The organism is Bombiscardovia coagulans (genome assembly GCF_002259585.1).
Classification (GTDB): Bacteria; Actinomycetota; Actinomycetes; order Actinomycetales; family Bifidobacteriaceae; genus Bombiscardovia; species Bombiscardovia coagulans.
On record NZ_MWWS01000004.1, the window covers coordinates 484,675 to 503,131 of the forward strand.

Annotated in this window: 18 protein-coding genes and 1 tRNA gene; 10 read left to right on the forward strand and 9 right to left on the reverse strand. The window is 48.1% G+C overall.

Going from position 1 to position 18,457, the window contains the following annotated elements; all coding sequences use genetic code 11:
* Positions 1-44 precede the first annotated feature (44 nt).
* Positions 45-299 carry a DUF2530 domain-containing protein gene (locus tag BOCO_RS03790; protein ID WP_094722740.1) on the forward strand — a complete coding sequence of 85 codons (255 nt, stop codon included), beginning with the start codon at positions 45-47 and terminating at the stop codon, positions 297-299.
* Positions 300-305: 6 nt separating this feature from the next.
* Here BOCO_RS03790 and BOCO_RS03795 read toward each other — a convergent pair whose 3' ends face one another.
* Entirely contained in the window at positions 306-1,505 is a 1,200-nt protein-coding gene (locus tag BOCO_RS03795) for a sensor histidine kinase (protein WP_094722741.1), read from the reverse strand.
* A gap of 116 nt (positions 1,506-1,621) precedes the next feature.
* Between BOCO_RS03795 and phoU the strand changes: the two genes are divergently transcribed.
* On the forward strand, positions 1,622-2,296 hold the full coding sequence (phoU, locus tag BOCO_RS03800) for a phosphate signaling complex protein PhoU (RefSeq protein ID WP_094722742.1): 675 nt from the start codon (positions 1,622-1,624) through the stop codon (positions 2,294-2,296).
* 67 nt (positions 2,297-2,363) lie between these two features.
* On the opposite strand, the gene BOCO_RS03805 is transcribed toward phoU, so the two are convergent.
* Together BOCO_RS03805 and lysS are read right to left on the reverse strand one after the other, a co-directional pair.
* Positions 2,364-3,104, reverse strand: a complete 741-nt coding sequence (locus tag BOCO_RS03805) for a phosphoglyceromutase (RefSeq protein WP_094722954.1) — start codon at positions 3,102-3,104, stop codon at positions 2,364-2,366.
* Between the two features lie 473 nt (positions 3,105-3,577).
* Positions 3,578-5,176, reverse strand: coding sequence for a lysine--tRNA ligase (gene lysS / locus BOCO_RS03810; RefSeq protein ID WP_244568750.1), 1,599 nt, complete (start codon positions 5,174-5,176; stop codon positions 3,578-3,580).
* A gap of 185 nt (positions 5,177-5,361) precedes the next feature.
* Here lysS and BOCO_RS03815 point away from each other — a divergent pair.
* Positions 5,362-5,438: transfer RNA gene (locus BOCO_RS03815), tRNA-Pro, on the forward strand.
* Between the two features lie 240 nt (positions 5,439-5,678).
* Here the strand turns inward: BOCO_RS03815 and BOCO_RS03820 are convergent.
* The gene (locus BOCO_RS03820) at positions 5,679-6,260 is read right to left on the reverse strand and encodes an LOG family protein (RefSeq protein WP_094722744.1); all 582 of its coding nucleotides are present in this window, start codon (positions 6,258-6,260) and stop codon (positions 5,679-5,681) included.
* Between the two features lie 358 nt (positions 6,261-6,618).
* On the opposite strand from BOCO_RS03820, the gene BOCO_RS03825 reads away from it, so the two are divergent.
* The 4 genes from BOCO_RS03825 (at position 6,619) to BOCO_RS03840 (ending at position 10,061) form a co-directional block, all read left to right on the forward strand.
* Positions 6,619-6,927 (forward strand): hypothetical protein, encoded by a 309-nt coding sequence (locus BOCO_RS03825; RefSeq protein ID WP_094722745.1) that lies wholly within the window; start codon positions 6,619-6,621, stop codon positions 6,925-6,927.
* Positions 6,899-7,846: a carbohydrate ABC transporter permease gene (locus tag BOCO_RS03830; protein WP_244568726.1), complete on the forward strand. Its 948-nt coding sequence runs from the start codon at positions 6,899-6,901 to the stop codon at positions 7,844-7,846. Before BOCO_RS03825 ends, BOCO_RS03830 begins: the two co-directional genes overlap by 29 nt.
* Positions 7,846-8,649 carry a carbohydrate ABC transporter permease gene (locus BOCO_RS03835; RefSeq protein ID WP_094722746.1) on the forward strand — a complete coding sequence of 268 codons (804 nt, stop codon included), beginning with the start codon at positions 7,846-7,848 and terminating at the stop codon, positions 8,647-8,649. The genes BOCO_RS03830 and BOCO_RS03835 overlap by 1 nt, the downstream gene beginning before the upstream one ends.
* A 68-nt stretch (positions 8,650-8,717) precedes the next feature.
* A complete protein-coding gene (locus BOCO_RS03840) occupies positions 8,718-10,061 on the forward strand; it encodes an ABC transporter substrate-binding protein (RefSeq protein WP_094722747.1) in 1,344 nt (447 codons plus the stop codon).
* Positions 10,062-10,310: 249 nt separating this feature from the next.
* Here BOCO_RS03840 and BOCO_RS03845 read toward each other — a convergent pair whose 3' ends face one another.
* Positions 10,311-11,018, reverse strand: coding sequence for a DUF4391 domain-containing protein (locus BOCO_RS03845; RefSeq protein ID WP_094722748.1), 708 nt, complete (start codon positions 11,016-11,018; stop codon positions 10,311-10,313).
* 258 nt (positions 11,019-11,276) lie between these two features.
* On the opposite strand from BOCO_RS03845, the gene BOCO_RS03850 reads away from it, so the two are divergent.
* A complete protein-coding gene (locus tag BOCO_RS03850; RefSeq protein WP_094722749.1) occupies positions 11,277-12,464 on the forward strand; it encodes an MFS transporter in 1,188 nt (395 codons plus the stop codon).
* A gap of 54 nt (positions 12,465-12,518) precedes the next feature.
* Complete coding sequence (locus tag BOCO_RS03855) at positions 12,519-14,537, forward strand: DUF4037 domain-containing protein (RefSeq protein ID WP_094722750.1); 2,019 nt, start codon at positions 12,519-12,521, stop codon at positions 14,535-14,537.
* A gap of 49 nt (positions 14,538-14,586) precedes the next feature.
* On the opposite strand, the gene BOCO_RS03860 is transcribed toward BOCO_RS03855, so the two are convergent.
* The 4 genes from BOCO_RS03860 to BOCO_RS03875 form a co-directional block, all read right to left on the reverse strand.
* On the reverse strand, positions 14,587-15,216 hold the full coding sequence (locus tag BOCO_RS03860) for an ABC transporter ATP-binding protein (protein ID WP_094722751.1): 630 nt from the start codon (positions 15,214-15,216) through the stop codon (positions 14,587-14,589).
* 33 nt (positions 15,217-15,249) lie between these two features.
* On the reverse strand, positions 15,250-15,558 hold the full coding sequence (locus BOCO_RS07385) for a hypothetical protein (RefSeq protein ID WP_148140052.1): 309 nt from the start codon (positions 15,556-15,558) through the stop codon (positions 15,250-15,252).
* Between the two features lie 356 nt (positions 15,559-15,914).
* Complete coding sequence (locus BOCO_RS03870; protein WP_094722753.1) at positions 15,915-16,616, reverse strand: hypothetical protein; 702 nt, start codon at positions 16,614-16,616, stop codon at positions 15,915-15,917.
* Complete coding sequence (locus BOCO_RS03875) at positions 16,606-17,457, reverse strand: hypothetical protein (protein WP_094722754.1); 852 nt, start codon at positions 17,455-17,457, stop codon at positions 16,606-16,608. Before BOCO_RS03875 ends, BOCO_RS03870 begins: the two co-directional genes overlap by 11 nt.
* A 342-nt stretch (positions 17,458-17,799) precedes the next feature.
* On the opposite strand from BOCO_RS03875, the gene BOCO_RS03880 reads away from it, so the two are divergent.
* Positions 17,800-18,426 carry a DUF4125 family protein gene (locus BOCO_RS03880; protein WP_094722956.1) on the forward strand — a complete coding sequence of 209 codons (627 nt, stop codon included), beginning with the start codon at positions 17,800-17,802 and terminating at the stop codon, positions 18,424-18,426.
* The last annotated feature ends 31 nt before the right edge of the window (positions 18,427-18,457 follow it).

The following is an 18,457-nucleotide window of genomic DNA, read 5'->3' on the forward strand; positions in this document are numbered from 1 at the left end:
TTACTCTGTAATACTATGTCAGACTATGTAATAAAGTATGTAGCATGAAACTCGCACCGATTTTCGACCCAGACGCGCGTAGGCCATCTCCCAAACCCGTTCAGGTAGATTTACGCCTCATTTTTTGGGCTGGTACCGGTTTGTGGGCCTTGGCGTTGATTATTTTGGCTGCTCTTACCGTATTTGGCGTAAATACAGTAAAACCAATGATTGTTTGCGCTTCTGGAGTGGTGATAGGGCTACTCATGCTGGTCTGGGAACACTGTAACCGCAGGGATTACCGACGATTAGCTCTCTAGCAGCAACTACTCTTCACGATCGTTCATATTGCTGTCTTCCGTGACTTGCGCCAATGGCAGCGTAAGAGTGAACGTTGAGCCTTGCCCAGGAGCACTCCACAAGGTCAAAGAACCATGATGGGTCAGCGCCACGTGTTTGGCAATTGACAGGCCAAGACCTACTCCCACCTTACTCGACTGTGTCTGGTCTGCGCCCCGATAAAAACGCTCAAATACATGTTCTTGATCTTTTTTGGCAATGCCTTGCCCTCGATCGATTACCTGAATAAGCGCATGATTTCCTTCAGCAGAAGCTTTAACAATGATAGAAACTGTGGAACCCTTAGGGGAATAACGTATGGCATTCTCCACTAATTTACGCACTGCTGCACGGATCTGTTCACTATCACCATGAACCTGCAAGTCAAACTTACCTTGGTAGGACAACTTAACTCCAGCTTCCTCGGCTTTAGTCTGTAGTGAATCTATTACAGTCCTCACTGCCGTATTTACGCTCATCACATTAGCGGAGGATGTGTCAACCTGTTCCTGAGCACGTAGCAAGAGCAAAAGATCGCTTAACATGCGTCGTAGATATGACGAATATGACGTTAACTCTTGAGCATCCTGAGAGATGCTCTCCATTCTTTCCTTTATGGCACCTGCCTCTGCCACAGGCTCTTCTGCTAATGTATTTACTGAAGCTGCCAGTTGTTCTAGAGCACTTACAGGTTTCAGCAGTTGCTGGGAAACATGTTCCACAAAAGCTTGACGTGTCTGCTCAAAACGTTTAGCTTCACTCGTATCGTCAATCAATACGAGCACAAAGTCCGAAGTTATAGCTCCAACTGTGACCTTGAGCCAATTAGGACGAGACGCACCACTGACAGTTTCCTCAGGCTTATCTGGATAAGCACTCACGTCTACAAGGGCATCAGGCGTTTGGGTAATAAGAGAAAAATGCGAAACCTTCTGCGACTGCCATGCCTGAGCGATTGCCTTATTGACTTGAGCATTTTCAATCCTATCTTGGCTCACGATAGAAAATCTGTATGCAGCAGGGCTAGAACGAACCACACGTCCGTCTCTGTCTACTACAACTACCGCTGAGGAAAGTAAGGAAAGCACACGTTGGCTGGTCTGGTCTAAGTCCTCACCCTGGTCTTCAAGCTGCCCCTTCGATCCACCATGCACAAGAGAGCATATGCGCGCATACCAACTAGTCATGAGTTCTCCTCTCATTGTCTATCCGCCCTTATGGGTCATTTTCAGATAGACGTTAACGCCTCACCGTACACTGGTGTCATACTTCTTATTATGGCAGCTAGAGAGAGGCTAGGCATATGCGTGTGATTTTTAATGAAGAAATGCGCCAAGTTGCTGATGACATGGAACAGATGGCAGCGGCAGTCAGTGCAGCCATAACCGGTGCAGGTAAAGCCTTACTCGGCCCAGACTTGGATGCCGCGCAGGCGGTCATTGAGGGAGATCAAGTCATCGACCAACTAGAGTCGTCTGTTATCGACCAATGCGTTCAACTGCTGGCCAAGCAGAGTCCTGTAGCTACTGACCTACGAATCGTCGTTTCCACATTACGACTGGCTGCAACTTTTGAACGCATGGGTGACTTAGCTCGACACATAGCAGAAGCCGTCCGCCGATCCTACCCTGATCCACCGCTTCCCCCCGAAGCTCATGAACTTTTCCAAGACATGCAAGACTTCTTAGATCAGATGGCCAGCAGGCTGGTAACCATGATGGCTGACAGGGACACTAAGGTTGCCGAATGCATCATTGTTGACGATGATAAGCTAGACAAACTTCACCAGCAAACCTTTGATCTTGCTCTTTCTGACAAGTGGGAGGGTTCCAAACAACAAATGATTGACCTAGTTCTCTTGGCAAGATTCATGGAACGCTTAGGTGATCACGGTGTCTCAGCTGCTCGTCGAGTAGTCTATATTGTCTCCGGTTTTGACCCTTCTAAGGACCCGAAAGACCTCGAAGACATCGACTAAAAACGGATGAAAAACGGGTGTCTACAGCACGTCTTCGTGATGTAGACACCCGTTGGTGTATCTGCCCTTACTTCTGTCCTTGGGCTGCTACCGCAGCCGCACCTGCTGCAGCCGCTTCTGGATCGAGATATTCACCGCGGGGCTTAATGGGCTTAAAGTTGTCATCAAGCTCATAGAGCAGTGGAATAGCCGTCGGAATATTAACCTTTGCAATCTCTTCTTCACTCAAACCGTCAAGCATCTTGACAATTGCACGCAGCGAATTACCGTGAGCTGCAATCATAACCGTCTTACCGTTCTTAAGTTCAGGAATGATGTCAGACTCCCAGTATGGAGTTACACGCTCAACCACATTAGCTAATGCTTCGTGACGAGGTACTTCAATGCCTGCATAACGAGGATCGTGTGTCTGCGAATACTCGTCATCAATATCAATCTCAGGCGGTGGAGTGGCGTAAGACCGGCGCCATAGCATGAACTTTTCATCGCCATACTCTTCGCGTATTTGAGCCTTGTTCTTACCCTGAAGGGCACCATAATGACGCTCGTTGAGCCTCCAATCACGCTTGACTGGAATCCATAAACGGTCAGCCACATCAAGAGAAAGGTTAGCCGTGTTGATGGCGCGACGCAGCAATGAGGTAAAGACGATATCAGGAAGCACACCCTTGTCCTTCAACAGCTGACCACCCTTGCGAGCTTCTTCCTCGCCCTGCTCAGTCAGCGGCACGTCTACCCAACCGGTGAATTGATTTGTATTATTCCATGCGCTCTGGCCGTGCCGGAGCAATACTAATTTGTAAGTCATAGCTTCCAGTTTAATCAACCGTTTCGACCGAGATAGGATCTTCTGTAGTTTCCTACAATGAATCAGAAAAGCACTAAAAACATACCTACCTAACGCACTCCCCCACTCAGGTATAAGGCGCAAATGCTTTAGAAAGACTACCCTTAGCAAGGCATCTGCTAATGCAACCAGTCCAGAGAACGGCAAAGGATCACTGCAAGAACGCAATCCAGATTTGCCTGTTGCTCAGTGAACTACTGTCCACAATAGAACCATCAACTAGGCAAGCACTAGCGCAAGCTGTAGCTTAATGAGCACAAGGCTGCTGTAGGGCAGCAGCGGATCCTGCGCAAAATGCTGTTACCGAAGCAAATAACGTTTTGGAGCGATACCGTCACATTCATTGAGTTAAACTCCGACAGCGTACGGTATTAATTAAGAGCCCAAGCGAGTATCTATACTTCATTTGGGCTCTCACGCAAGAATTCAGAGAACTATGCCAGCGGTTTAACCAATGGGAAGGTAATGGTTTCACGAATACTGGCGCCAGTAAGTGCAATGAGAAGACGATCAATGCCCATCCCCATGCCACCTGTAGGAGGCATACCAACACCTAAGGCTTCTAGGAAGTCCTCATCAATGTCTGTGGCCTCAGCATCTCCGGCTGCCGCATCCTTAGCCTGCTGAATGAAACGCTCCCGCTGTACCACAGGGTCATTCAGTTCCGAATACCCGGTAGCCAGCTCAAAGCCGCGGACATAGAGGTCCCACTTTTCCACCATGCCTGGCTTGGTGCGATGCGCTTTAACCAGAGGTGATGTTTCAACAGGGAAATCACGGACAAAAGTAGGTTCGTAGAGCTTATCCTCGTAGAAATGCTCCCATAGGTGCTCAACCAATTTGCCGTGGTTTTCCACGTCATCTCTCTCTACACCCAGCTTGTCAGCAATAGTGCCCAAATGCTTCACACTTGTATCAGGTGTAATTTCCTCCCCTAAGGCTTCGGACAGAGACCCGTACATAGTCATCTGCTTCCACTCACCGCCAAAGTCGTACTCTTCACCATTAATAAGCGTGACCTTAGTTGAACCAAAAGCATCGATTGCAGCCTGCTGAATAAGATTCTTCGTTAAGTCACCTATGGTGTCATAGGTGCCATAGGCCTGGTAGGCTTCCAGCATCGTAAACTCTGGAGCATGAGTGGCATCTACACCCTCATTGCGAAAATCTCTGTTAATCTCAAAAACCCTATCAATACCGCCAACAAGGCAACGTTTCAAAAAGAGCTCTGGAGCGATTCGCAAGAAGAGATCGATGTCAAAGGCATTCATGTGGGTAGTAAAAGGCCGGGCTGCGGCACCACCGTGGACCGTTTGCAGCATAGGGGTCTCAACCTCTAAAAAGTCTTGAGAATCAAAGGTCCTACGCAGGGAAGAAACTACCTTTGAACGCTGGCGAACCATGGTTCGGGTCTTTTCGTCAGCAATCATGGCTATATACGGCTTACGGGTCCTCTGTTCATCAGAAAGCTCTTTGTGGAGGGCCGGAAGTGGTTGTAAAGCCTTGGCAGCAATGGCCCAATCAGTGGCAAAGACTGAAAGTTCACCAGTCTTTGAAGCAATCACCCTGCCGCGTAAATAGAGTTGATCACCGAGATCAACCAACTGCTTAAATGATTTGAGGGATTCTTCCCCTAACTCCTTCTTAGCCAGCATGCCCTGAATACGGGTACCATCACCCGCTGCGAGCTGGACGAAGCACAAGCCACCACCATTACGCATAAAGAGCACGCGACCGGCTATACCTACCATGTCTTCAGTCTCTTGACCAGGTTCCAAGCTGCCCTCATACTTGGCACGCACGTCCTCTATGCGTTCTGTCACGTCCAAGTGAACCGGATAGGGAGCTATGCCCTCCTTAAGCATGAGCGCCCTCTTAGCTACACGCATTTGTACTTGCTCGGGCTGTGCTTGAGGACCAAACTCACGATTACTGGGATCAATGGCGGATTCCAGCTCACTGCCCTCATTAATTCGTTGAGCAATAGCTGTATCTTGATCAAGCAGTAATTGAGCCCGCTCAAGGGCAGTCATACGAGTCTCTGCTTCTGGCACGTCTTCGCCCTGCGTGCCATGTTGTTCAAAGTCAGTCATAGAGAAGAGTGTACGCAAATGTCAGTACTTCCATACAAATATTAGTAATCATCTCATGAGAAGAAAGATGCCGCGCCCCGTATAGCAATTGACTTGCGGTGCGTGTAACATATAGAACGGTGTTGCGGGGTATAGCGCAGCTTGGTAGCGCGCTTCGTTCGGGACGAAGAGGCCGGGGGTTCAAATCCCCCTACCCCGACCATTTCTGCTAGGTCTCACTACTACCGACAGCACTTTACTTTCATTGGTTATCTGTCAATAGGATACCAACTGCATTACTAGCTACACTCGAATTAATAGCTGTATAACGGCAAGCAGAAAATATGAAACTCCTGGTTACAGAAGATGCTGCCAGCACGATATTGGCAGCATCCTATAACCTTCATCTGTCTTCCATACAAACTGGTGGAGTTCACATACTGACCATTGTTTTATAAAGCAACTACGCACCGGCATCAGGATAAGTACGGATGGCAGGCGGAGTGTAGTTAGCTATAACTTGTTCCAGTTCACTGAAGGAATCGGTAAAGAACAACTTGTCACGATCAACCTGTGTCAAGAACCCCTTGGCAACCATGACATCAAACATCTCTCGTACCGGGTCCCAATACCCGTCGATGTTGAAAAATACATTTGGCTTGTCATTAAGACCCAACCTAGCCCAAGAGAACGCTTCAGCCATTTCTTCGAGTGTTCCCGGGCCTCCAGGAATTGCAATAAGCGCATCCCCTAGCTCCATCAAGCGTTTTTTGCGTACATCCATGTTGTCTACAACTTCCATGTGCGTGAGACCTTGATGGCCAGCCCCTCGCTCCACGAGTATTTGAGGCATTACCCCATATACCTCTCCTCCCTCAGCAAGCACGCAGTCAGCAACAACACCCATTAAGCCGACTCTTGCACCGCCGTATACCAAGGCACAGTCAGACCGAGCTATCCACTGTCCAAGTTCTTTCGCTAGCTGCACATAGCGCTCATCCTTGCCTAAAGCTGCTCCGCAATATACCGTAATCCGTTTGTCCATAGCGATAAACGATCCCCTTTGTCCGCAAGTAAACAAGAGTTATACACTATACAACACTTGTTCCACAAAGCTTCATAACCCAGTCAACTCGCTTTAAACACCTGCTAGTAATTAATCTAGTATGGCTTCGGCGGCGCCGTAATACGGTTTTGTCATTTTCAGTGGTATTATTCGGTAGGAACTTTCGACAGCTGCTCATTGAAGCTACGTTACGGCTACCCGCCGGGCGTCACCCAAACAGGGAGGTGCAAGTTGATAGCAGGCACGCATGCCTTGGTATCGACCAACTATTCTCTGAATTGGTGTTTGTGGGGAGTCAGAGGAAGAAGACAACAGTCCCAACCGCAAAGGAGCGGATATGGGCAAGAATAACGTATTGGTTCACAAAATCAGTGACAATCAGGTATTCAACCCCATCATTGAGCACCCCTCTATGCTCTTGAGAGAAGCAATGAGAACCTCTTCGTTGATAAACATTTCTCGATGGAAGGGTTTTGAGCTCAAACATCCACTCCCTGCTTCTAACACTCAGTGGCTTTGGCAAACATATTTGTGCAAACCACCCGTACAAGCTTTACAGATTCATGGTACGAGCGATGACCCTCGGTCGCGTAAAATGATAGGAAGGAGTTGCAATCTTGTCGGTACGCAAGCAATCGTCAGCTAACTCACCTGATAAGGACAGTGCTACCAACTCACATAATCAGTCCACATCAGTACGTCACAACCGCATCACCGGTTCTCTTATGATGCTTCCGGGCCTCGCTCTCTTAGCAGTATTCTCCTTCATACCACTAGCCCGCGTAGTAGTTATGAGTATGCAAGGCACGGATCTGTTTGGCTCACCATCTGGATTCATCGGATTAGAAAACTACATCACTGTGTTCACTGATCCAAGCTTCATCTCGGTACTGGTGCGCACTATCATCTACGCTGTCGTTGTTGTGTTAGGTAGACTCATCCTTGGAACTCTTCTGGCTATCTTCCTTACCCGCCAATTTAAAGGCAACAAAGTATTCCGTATTGCAATGACATCAACTGTTAGCGTCTCTGTAGCAGCAGCTTCCCTAGGTTTTCTTGCAATCTTCAGCCCCACAGGCATCATCAATTCTGCTCTAGAGAAGTTTAATATCAGTCCTGTTGGCTGGCTAACCGATCCTCGTTGGGCCTTCCCCACTATTACTGTCGTAACCATATGGACAGGTCTCGGCTTTACCCTCATTCTTCTTTGCGCAGCCATTGACGCTGTAGATCCTGAAATCCTTGAAGCTGCCCGAATGGATGGTGCTACCGAAGCACGCATCCAGCGATCGATGATACTACCGTTGATCAGCCCCACTTTGTTCTACATAGCTGTTACAGCTTGCATTGAAACCCTGCAAGCTTTTGCTCAAATTAATGTCATGACCAAGGGTGGACCAGGACAGGCAACCACGACAATCACCTACAACATTTACACAGCAGCATTCGGTGCAGGTAGTGCAAACTTTGGCATTGCCTCCGCACTCGGGATTGTCCTGTTCGCCTTCGTATTCATCCTCACGCTCCTGCAATTCAAGCTTATGGATAGGAAGGTCAGCTACTGATGGTCCGTCGCTCTAAACTCTCACAAGGTCTGATGGTCCTATTAGGCATTATTCTCACGGCCATCGTCCTACTTCCGGTTCTCTATATTTTTATAGGTGCTTTGACATTCAATGCCAGTGGAAACGTCAGCAGACCCACCTTCTCCAACTTCACATCGGCAGCTAGATCGATGCCTTTGGTTCGTCAGGTTTGCAACAGCATTGTAGTCACTGTTTGCCAAACTGCAGGTCAGATTATTACAGCTATTTTAGCGGCATATGCTATCGTCTTCTGCAACTTCAAACGCCCGCAACTATGGATGATGGTGTTCTTGCTCAGCCTCATGATACCGGGCGAAACGACGATATTGTCCAACTATCTTAGTGTGACTAGTTGGGGACTGATCGACACCCTCCCAGCTATCTTCCTACCATACTTAGTACAAGGTTTCACCGTATTTCTCTTCCGACAGGCCTTCCGGTCTTTCCCTAGCGAATTAAGGGATGCAGCCTCTATCGACGGAGCTGGACACTTCCGCTTCATGTTCCACGTACTCCTGCCGATCACTCAATCCACTGTTCTTGCAGCTACAATCAATTCTGCAGTCTCAGCCTGGAACGGGTACTTCTGGCCCCTCTTAGTTACGAACTCTCCAGAGAGCCGCACCATCCAGGTCGGCATCACTCAACTTTCTGGAGCCGAATCTTCTCATATGGGCGTCGTACTAGCTGGTTCAGCGATAGCTATTCTCCCGACCCTAATACTCACCTTATGCTTCAACAAATCACTGCGCGGCATGACCGTAGCAGGAGGACTTAAGTGAATCGCAGTAAACAGCAATTCACTACACAGGTTTGCCCCTACGGAGGGGGCGTAATGAAAGGAAGAATCATGCGAAAGCATCGACTCATTACTCTCACCGCAGCAGCCATCATCCCTGTGATGGCCTTATCAGCTTGCGGCGGTGCCAAAAATGAAACTGCTAGTTCAACCCCCCAGGGTGAACAAACAGTGACTTTCTGGTACTCTAGCGCAGGCCATGCAGTACAGACCATCAATGACCTTGTCTCCACATTCAACAAGGAGCATGAGGGCAAGATCAAGGTTAAGGCGTCCTACCAAGGTAGCTATACTGATGCTCAGCAAAAGTTCTCTGCAGCAGTGCAATCCAAGTCCACTCCTTCTATCATGCAGACTGACGGTACTTCCACAGCTTTCATGATCGACAGTAAGCAGGCAACACCTATCTACGAGCTAGCCAAGGGAGACAAGTCCTTCGACGACTCAGTTGTACCTGCGATTGCACGGAAATACTATTCAGATTCCAAGGGCATGCTGTCCCTTCCTATGTCCATCTCAGTCCCCACGATGTATATCAACAAGCAACTGGCGACTCAGGCTGGACTAGACCCCTCCAACCCACCTTTGACCTTCGATGAAGTTGTTCAATGGGCAAACACAATCCATGCCAAGACTGGCGCTTATGGCTATGGTCAGTACATGTCAGATTCGTGGATGCTTGAAGTACTCTCCGCGACTGGTGGCATGAATATCTGCAATCCAGACAATGGACAAAATGGAAAACCTGTCACGGGAATCACCATGAGCTCTGATTTGCAGGTGAAAACCTTCCAGAAGATAGCCGACATGTTCAAGTCAGGTGTAGGTCTCAATACTGGTACTCGGAACACAGACGTGGCTGCTAACTTCTCAGCAAATAAGCTGGGAATTGCACTCAGTTCTTCAGCAGCATACACAGTGATGGGCCCTGCAGACAACGTTGTTGTTGCACAATTCCCCTCCACCTCAAGTTCAAAGAAAGCCGGTCCTCTCATGGGTGGTAACTCCCTGTGGGTCATTAAAGGCAATCACAGTGAAGCAGAGCAAAAAGCTGCCTTTGAGTTTGGCAAGTACTTGATGAGCCCTCATGCTCAAGCATTGTTCTCGAAGTCCACAGGCTACCTTTTTGCCAATAAAGAAGCTGCTAAAGAACCTGAAGGTAAGGCTCTCATGGCTGACCCCAATATGAAGGTCTTCTACAAGCAGCTCGACACCACTCCCCTATCCAGCGTATCGCTAGGATGCCGAACTGGTGCCTTCCCCTTGATCCGCAAGGATGTTATTGCTTCCTTCAACGATGCCCTCAGCGGCAAGGATATGAAAGCATCTATGCAGGATGCAGAAACGAAAGCAGCCACCGACATAGCCAGCTATAACAAAGCTGCTAAGAAGTAGTTTATAGGACAAAAGGGCTCCCCACTGTGGGAGCCTTTTTCTATACCAACTATTGTCATCGCAGCAACACAAACTTCGCAGCAACACAAGTTCCTACTATTTCCCTGCAACCATAACAGCATATTGGTAACAACTCGTCAGCAGCACTGAGCCTTCAACGTACTCAAACCAGATGCCGGTTCTTGCTGATGGACGGACGCACTGCTAGGACACCTTTAGCCAGTTGTTCGTCGCTAGAAGTATACAGGTCTAATCCAAGGCACCCATCTGTCGAAGTCTGGTCCGAATTTTATGGAGTCTGGTATAGATTTCATTGCGTTGAGCTGGATCTTTAGTGCGGGCATGGTCTTTTGATAGCTTGGTCTCTTCGGCCACAAGGCCCACAATCTCCGCATGTCTGGCTATTTGGGCATCCAAATCCCGACCATCTGTGCTGTCAAAAATAACCTGTGCATTGAAGTTGTCCCAAACTTCATCCAGATTCTCTCCTTTGAGGACTAGTTTTGTCTGCTCAAGGGTGCGCCAAGGACCTATGTATACACGGAATTGAGGCAGGTAACCAGGCTTAACAGGTAGCGCACGTCGAGTAGCAAGAGCATACTCTTTGCCTTCTTCATCTGCTTTCCTATGGCAGACGAAAATAATGCCAGAACTTCGCATTTGTGCAATATAGTCAACAACCTCTGAAGGCACTTCCTGACAGGTAAGTTCTAGCCCGATAATCAAAATTTCCTTGACTCGCTCACCATCAGCAATCCCAGTGTTGGCTGATCGTAGCAGAGCCAGCATGACTGCTGAATCTAGGTCTCGAGTAAAACGCTGTTTTAGCTTAGTTGATATAGACCTTTTAGCATAGAACATCTGTTTCGGCAAAGTTCCTTTTTCTGCTGGAATTGCCGTTGTGACAGGTAATCCGAGAGTATGAACCGTACAAGTTCCGCAACTAACAGGTGTCATCTTAGCCCTTTCAGAAGCACCGAGTCAATTCTTCTGTCTTAGCGTATCGACAGCTGTACCTATTATGCCACGTACTTGTTTCTGTAATCTAACAAACAACAGCAACCCACACTTAGAGTACAGGTCAGCGTATTATTTCTCATTGCGTCTGTCGACAAGCCGGCCATACACCAGGTTTCACACCAGAGATGGCACAGCCGCTGTATGTGATTGCTGACAGATATATGTACACCATTACTTCTATGAACAGAGCATGGCATGAAGAAACGTTTGATTGCACTAGCTTCTGGTGCTTTTGCATTGGGAGCTGCTGAATTTGTCATGATGGGTATCTTGCCCCAAACTGCCCAGGCCTTGCATGTCAGTATTCCGCAAGCAGGCAACTTTGTTTCATCCTACGCAATTGGTGTATGCATAGGCACGCTCATGCTAGTTTTTGGCCGGAAAGTACCACCTAAGCGGCTGATTATTCTCTTTTTGTCCCTCATTGTCCTTGGTAATACCTTGTCAGCTATTTCAGTGTCTTCCACCATGCTGATTGTTGCACGTTTTATTGCTGGACTGCCCCACGGTGCCTTCTTTGGTACCGCAGCCTATATTGCCAAATCAACTGCTCAGCCAGGCAAGGAAGCCCGAGCTGTTTCAGTAACCATAACCGGACAAACCCTGGCTAATATGCTTGGTGTACCGGGCGGAACTTTGCTTGCTGAATATGCCAGCTGGCGTCTCTCTTTCACTATTTTGGCAGTCTGGGGTGCAGCTACTATTTTCCTCTCCTTGGCATGGATTCCTGATATTCAGCCGGTTCCAGACTCAGGTATCCGCGGACAGTTCCGCTTCCTCAAGCATCGTGGTCCGTGGGTCATTTTGCTAGCCGTTTTTACAGGCAATGCGGGTATTTTTTGTTGGTGGAGCTACATCTCCCCATGGTTAACTCAGGTTGGAGGCTGGTCAAAAGGCGCAGTTTCTCTACTGATGATGCTCGCTGGATTTGGCATGGTTGTCGGCGGTCTGGCGGGTGGTGCTCTCTCGGATCATTGGAGACATGCTGGCACAGCAGCCCTAGGACAGGGCATTTCCTGCTTAGGACTTACCTTGATTTTCTGTATTCCTGGCTCTCAGCTTTCTACTGCAATACTGACCTTCTGGGTTGCGTTTGGACTCTTCTTTATCTCCACACCCCAGCAAATCCTCATGGTTGAGGCTGGACAGGGAGGTGGTGAACTCATAGCTGGTGCAGCCATACAAGTAGCCTTCAACTTTGGTAACGCAGTCGGATCTTCTCTCGGAGGAAGCGCGCTGACGCTCAGTGGCATGAACTACCACTACCCTGCTTTAGCCGGGGCACCTCTGGCACTGTTAGCTGTCCTACTATTAGTGATCTACTCCTGGAAACTTGAAACCCAAACAGACGCGGCAGAACGTCTCGAAACCGTAACAGTGTAACTCTCTGCCTGACCGAATAAGATAGAAGGATATTGGCTACGCTAAGGAGGCTTTATGCCCAACGACAGCATGGAACAAGCATCCTACTTGCATGAAGACGGTAGTTTTGACAGCTCGGCTTTTATGCAACAATTGGATACCTTCTTCAACTCCGAGCAGGCAAACGAAGACATTGAAACATACCTCCTTCAAGCCCTAGCAGAAGCTGAAAATGCTGGAGATAATGCTGGACTACTCACAGTCCTCAATGAAGTAATGGGCTTCTACCGTTCTCGCGGTCGCCACGAAGACAACATGTGGATGATTCAACGTTCCTTAGAACTAGCAGCAAAAATGCAGCTAGAAGGCACCGAAGCTTGGATAACCACCTTAATAAATGCCGCTACAGGTCTTCGCGCTGCTGGACGTTACGAACAAGCAGAAGACCTATACCAGCAAGCTCTGGCTTCGGCAGAAAAACGCTTGGCTCCTAGCGACCGAAAATTGGCTGCCCTTCACAACAATCTGTCCATGCTTTACAGCGATACTGGACGCCCAGAACAAAGTAGTCGCGAACTCGAAAAGGCATTGGCTATTCTCACTGGCTCTTCACCTAACCCTGAGCAAGATATCGATCTAGCATCCACACACGCCAACCTAGCTCTGTCCATGCTCGCACAAGCAACTCAAGAGGATCAAGTTAACCAAAACATGCTCCTAGATACCGCTAGCGAGCATGCTGCTCAAGCCTTACGGATCTATCAAGCCGGACACTTGGTAAGTCACCCCCACTATGCTTCAGCTTTAGCTAGCTACGCACAAGTAGCTCACGCGCAAGGCGCATATAGCAAAGCCGCTGCCGCTTACCAAGAAGCACTGAACATCATTAGCCTTAACTACGGCCAGTCGAGTGACGCCTACCGCATCACGAGCCAGAATCTCAAGCAGGCCCTGGGGGACGCACAGGCAGCCGGCCAGTCCGTAGAAGCATTAGATACGACAACAACCAAACCAACTAATGGTCCTGCATATCGAGCAGAAAAAGCAATGCATCAAAACCAACAAGCACAGACACAATCTCGAATGACCGGTCTCAAACTGGCTCGTGCTTACTGGGAGCAGTATGGCAAACCCCTGCTTGAAAACAAGTACCCGGAATACGTAGGCAGAATTGCGGCTGGACTAGTTGGGCATGGATCTGAATGCTATGGGTTCGACGATGAATTCTCACAAGACCATGATTATGGTCCAGGTTTTTGCCTCTGGCTTACGCGAGAGGACTATGACATTATCGGCGACGACCTCCAAGCCGATTACAATGCTCTTCCTAGCACCTTCATGGGTTATGGTCCCCGTCAGCATAGCGTGAGAGCTAAGGGTAGCAATAAGCGTGTGGGAGTGTTTGAAATCGGAGATTTCTTTGCCTCAATTACTGGCTTTCAGCAGGCTCCCCCACAAGATGCTCCTCACGAATGGATGCTGGTCGATGAAGCAACCCTAGCGGCTGCTACCAATGGTGAAGTGTTTGCCGACCCTCTAGGAGCCTTCCTCCAGACACAGCAAGGATTTCAGTCAATGCCCGACGACGTCCGTTTTTCCCTTATCTCCCGTCGGTTGGGCATGATGAGTCAGAGTGGACAGTACAACTTCCGTCGTATGATTGATCGAGGAGACGGCCCTGCTGCTTGGCTATCGATAAGCGAATTCACTAAAGCCACTGCCTCTCTCATGTTCCTCATCAATAACCCTCTGACTGTAGGCTACCTACCTTATTACAAGTGGCAATTTGCAGCGCTTAGGGAAATCAGCGGGCGCATAGCTACCCGTCTGAGCCAAGTACCTCAGGAGCTTGAAACCCTCTTACAACTGGCATCAGCAGCCTGCTTTGGAGGCGCAGGCTTTGGCGAAGGTGGCAGGGGTGCTGCACCATCCATTGATCGCATCCAAAACGAAATTGATCTCATCTGCCAGCAAACTATTGAAGAACTCCAGGCAGAAGGCCTCACTACTTCTCATGAAACGTTCTTAGAATGGCAGCGCCCCTACATCGAAGCTCACATCACCAGTAATGCACCAATCCTGCACAGTTTATAATCACTGGAACATGCGTTGAGGGCATTACTGGTGAGGCTCTCATACACTTTCAGTGTTGAAGAATCCCGTCATGCATGCTATAAATCTCGTCTGCAATCTTATGTAATTCGTCACTGTGATGAGTCGCAACAATAATTGTTTTACCTAAATCACGCTGATGGTCCATTTCATTCAGGAACTGTGAGACAGAATCCTGATCCAAACCATTGGTCGGCTCATCTAAGAGTATGAGGTTCTGGTGCTCCATCAGAGCCTGCACTATCGCTAGTTTCTGCCTCATTCCTAGCGAATAAGATTTAACCTTTTTATCACGGTGCTCGTCCAGGCCAAAAACGGTCAGAAGCCGATGGGTTTCCTCTTCATCGAATGCCTGATTAATCCCGGCAAGGTACTTCAGGTTCTGCATGCCTGTCTCTGAGTCCACAAAGCCCGGGGTCTCAATAATGGCACCGACATTTTCCGGCAACTTCCGGTTAAACTCAACGAGCTTCCCATCGATAGTAATGCGCCCTTGAGTTGGTCTAATAAACCCGCATATGGCACGTAGTAGCATGGTCTTACCAGAACCATTCGGACCTACCACACCGTAAATTCGACCTTTATCAAAATCTGCATTCACATCCTGCAGCACCGGCCTATTCTTGATAGTTTTTGAGAGTTCAGATACTTGTACGTACATACTATTTCCTTAGATAGTGACTGATGAGGGTTATCAGATTATTTGTAAACGACTAAAAGCAAACGCGTTAGCAGCAATGAGGACAAGTGCCAAGACACCGTACACTGGTACCCAGTGAGGCAGATAAACCGCATCTTGTATAAGCCAACGCAAGAGCGGATTCAGGCATAACACTAATCCATATAGAACAAGGGCTGAAATGTAACCAGCAGCCCTATTGTCTAGAAGGTAACCGAAGTTGGATACCAGCATGAGCAGGATCAGGGTAAATTGAGCGCACAAGGAAGTGCTTAGAAGGGTCTTTGCATTGCAATCTGGTATGACCAAGAATGCAATCCACACCTGTATGCCTGTATATACTGCCGAATACACGAACAAGATAGCCAGGTAACGACAAAAGTGAGCGGGGCCCCGCCTCCTCCGTATATAGATCAAGCTATCGGGAATGCTTAAATACTCAGAAAATATCTCTAATGGCAGCGCTACTCCACAAACTACGAAGAGTATAGGATACATGTTTTCTACCAGAGGAGGGGTAAACGAATCTACAGCAGGCCGAAATGCACCTACAAAGATACTGGACGGCATTGTTTTAGCATAGTATTGCCACACTAGAATGGCATAAACCGCTAGGAGGAGCAATCTCATTCCGTTATTGCGCCTCATAAGTGCGAATAATTGGTTATATGTCCGCATATCTACACTCCCAAGTGGTCCTTGTGTTCAAAGGCTTCTAAGCTAGCAAATATCAGCAGTAGGCACAGACCGATGAAAGGAATAATTTGTTGGGTAAGAGCAAGCGACCAAGATCTGTCATCTATTGGATACCAGAAGTAAAAAGCAACTCTCACTGCATCTCCTGGTAAAACTGTGAGCACAAAATTAGCTACCACTATTAGACCAATGAGTACTGATGTGGTCAGACCCCAAGGTAGCCCGCAGCAAATAAACAGGAGCTCAATCAAACACATGGTCATTGCCAAAATAAATAATCGCGTCCCAAACAAGAGCAGCATGGAACAATCACTGAGCGATAAACTATGGGAATACACTACATACTCAAGAAAGACAAACACAACGACATTAGCTGCACTACTCAATACAGAAACACAAGGCACAGAACACAGATTGCTGTAGAACTCTGTTCGAGGGTCTCGACGCAGCAAATCAAAGGCTCCATAATGCGTACTCAGCAGGTAGAACAGCATTAAAGCAAACGGAGTAATAGCAACCGGGGCAGACGTCATTATAAATCCACCTGTGTCTTCTTGAACAGACCCCTTTGTGTTAAAGACAACAGTTGCCACACCATACAGAATGCAACACAGAGAAGCAACACCAACCAGCCATTTGCTGACCCGTGAAGATCGTTGGAAGGCTATAACCATGTTAGAGAACATCACGGCTCCTGTCTATGAGCCGGGCCGTAACTGCAATGAGGCCAGCACCCAGAAGTGTCATTACGAAACCCACGATGTTCTGATTCCGCGGTCCACTATCTCCAGTTCCTAATGCAAAATGCAGGTAAAGGTTATGACTCCATTGTTCTGGTATCACCCAATTTGTGAGCGCAGGAACTACCCATACTAGCAAGCTGAGAAGGAAGGGAACAAAAAGCTCAACATATCGATAGCGGGTAAAGAGTGATGCACTCATTGCAATCACCGATAATGCCGCTGAAACAGAGAATACAAGGAGCACTGACACTATGATGAACAGAACTTGATTCTGCTTATACAGGGGGTACAGCCAAGACTCAGGATCAATAAGCATAAAATGATCCGTGCTCAATGATTTAACAGCAGCCTCACCATCGATAAAGGATAAATTGGGGGTTTTCAAGGCAGATAGTAACAGGTTCAGTAGAAGAGGCAGAACCCCACCGAAACCACCAAGAAGGAAGCTGGCCACAGTTAACGTATTGAGCGTTGCGCTTCGTCCTTCGCGCACAAGCACATTTTGCAAACGTCCACTATGACGTTCAACTGCGAGAACACTACCACCCAAAAGCGCAGCCAGAAAGGGCAGTATAAACAGATACAAAGCCGTGCCAGTTCCATCAATACTATAGAGCATCACCCCACGCAAGAATGTAGGAGCACTGTCAGCAATGACATATCCTGCGTGAACAGTGGTCCAATACTGGAGTCCAATCAAGAGAACTGCTACAACAACAATCACCGCCATGCGCAAGCTGAGCACATTTGAGATCAGCTTCCGCCGTAATAACGGCCAATTCATACCATCTCCTTCCTATATCAACTTTGATACAGCAAATGCAATCCAACTACAGTCTCAATCAAACGTTGCCAGAATCACCGTAGATTGATTACCGCATACCCCTTCGATTTGCTGCTATAGGCTTATATCACCGGTAGTCTACCAAACAGCTAACTTGCTTAGCAACAACCCAGCAGGCACATAAGTAAGCACGCTAAGCTAGAAGCAGCAACATTAAAGTCATTACAATATTGAGAAAAGCAACATTCATCATTCAGAATCAACCTAAGTTCAAAACCTTACTAGCACAGGAAAAGAGCAGAGATGACAGCGTCAAGTCTTGACCGCATTCTGAGCATACACATGGACTCTCCTAATGATGACGACCTACGCGAGCAGATTGTCAAACATGAGTGGGCACAGTTCCAGCAGGTCACCAACGAAGGCGGCCGAGCCAACTGCCAGGGGAATTGGCCGACCTTCCACCAGATGCGTTTCAGCCAATTCGCTACCTGGCCCCATAAGTTGTTAGCAAGCTACTCGAATGATCTAGATCAAGCAGATACAGAAGGCCGCAACCTCCTCACAGAGAAGTACGCTCGCATGATGGAGTCCACAGCTCCAGATGAATACCAAAAGCACATAGCACCCTTCATACCTAAGTTAGGCATTGAACGTCAGAGCCAGCAAGAACGCATTATTAACCAGCAGGTAAGGTGGGCACAGGACTTTCGCGACCGCTACCCTACTGTAGGACAAACAATGAGGGTCTTGCGTACAGCAGATGATACACCAGAGGATACTTCGTTTGAAACATACTTACGAGGGGAACTGTCTACATATTCCTCGCAAACCTTCCAGTTATATGATGCGTTTATTGTCCAACTAGCTTCCTTAGACATTAACCTTACAGAGGCTACAGTGCTAGAAACAGTTAGACTCGCAGGGTATGAGAACCTGGACCAGGCAGAGGCGGCCCAAGGTATCTGAGACTATCCAGGGGCACCCCTTGTGTAACAGT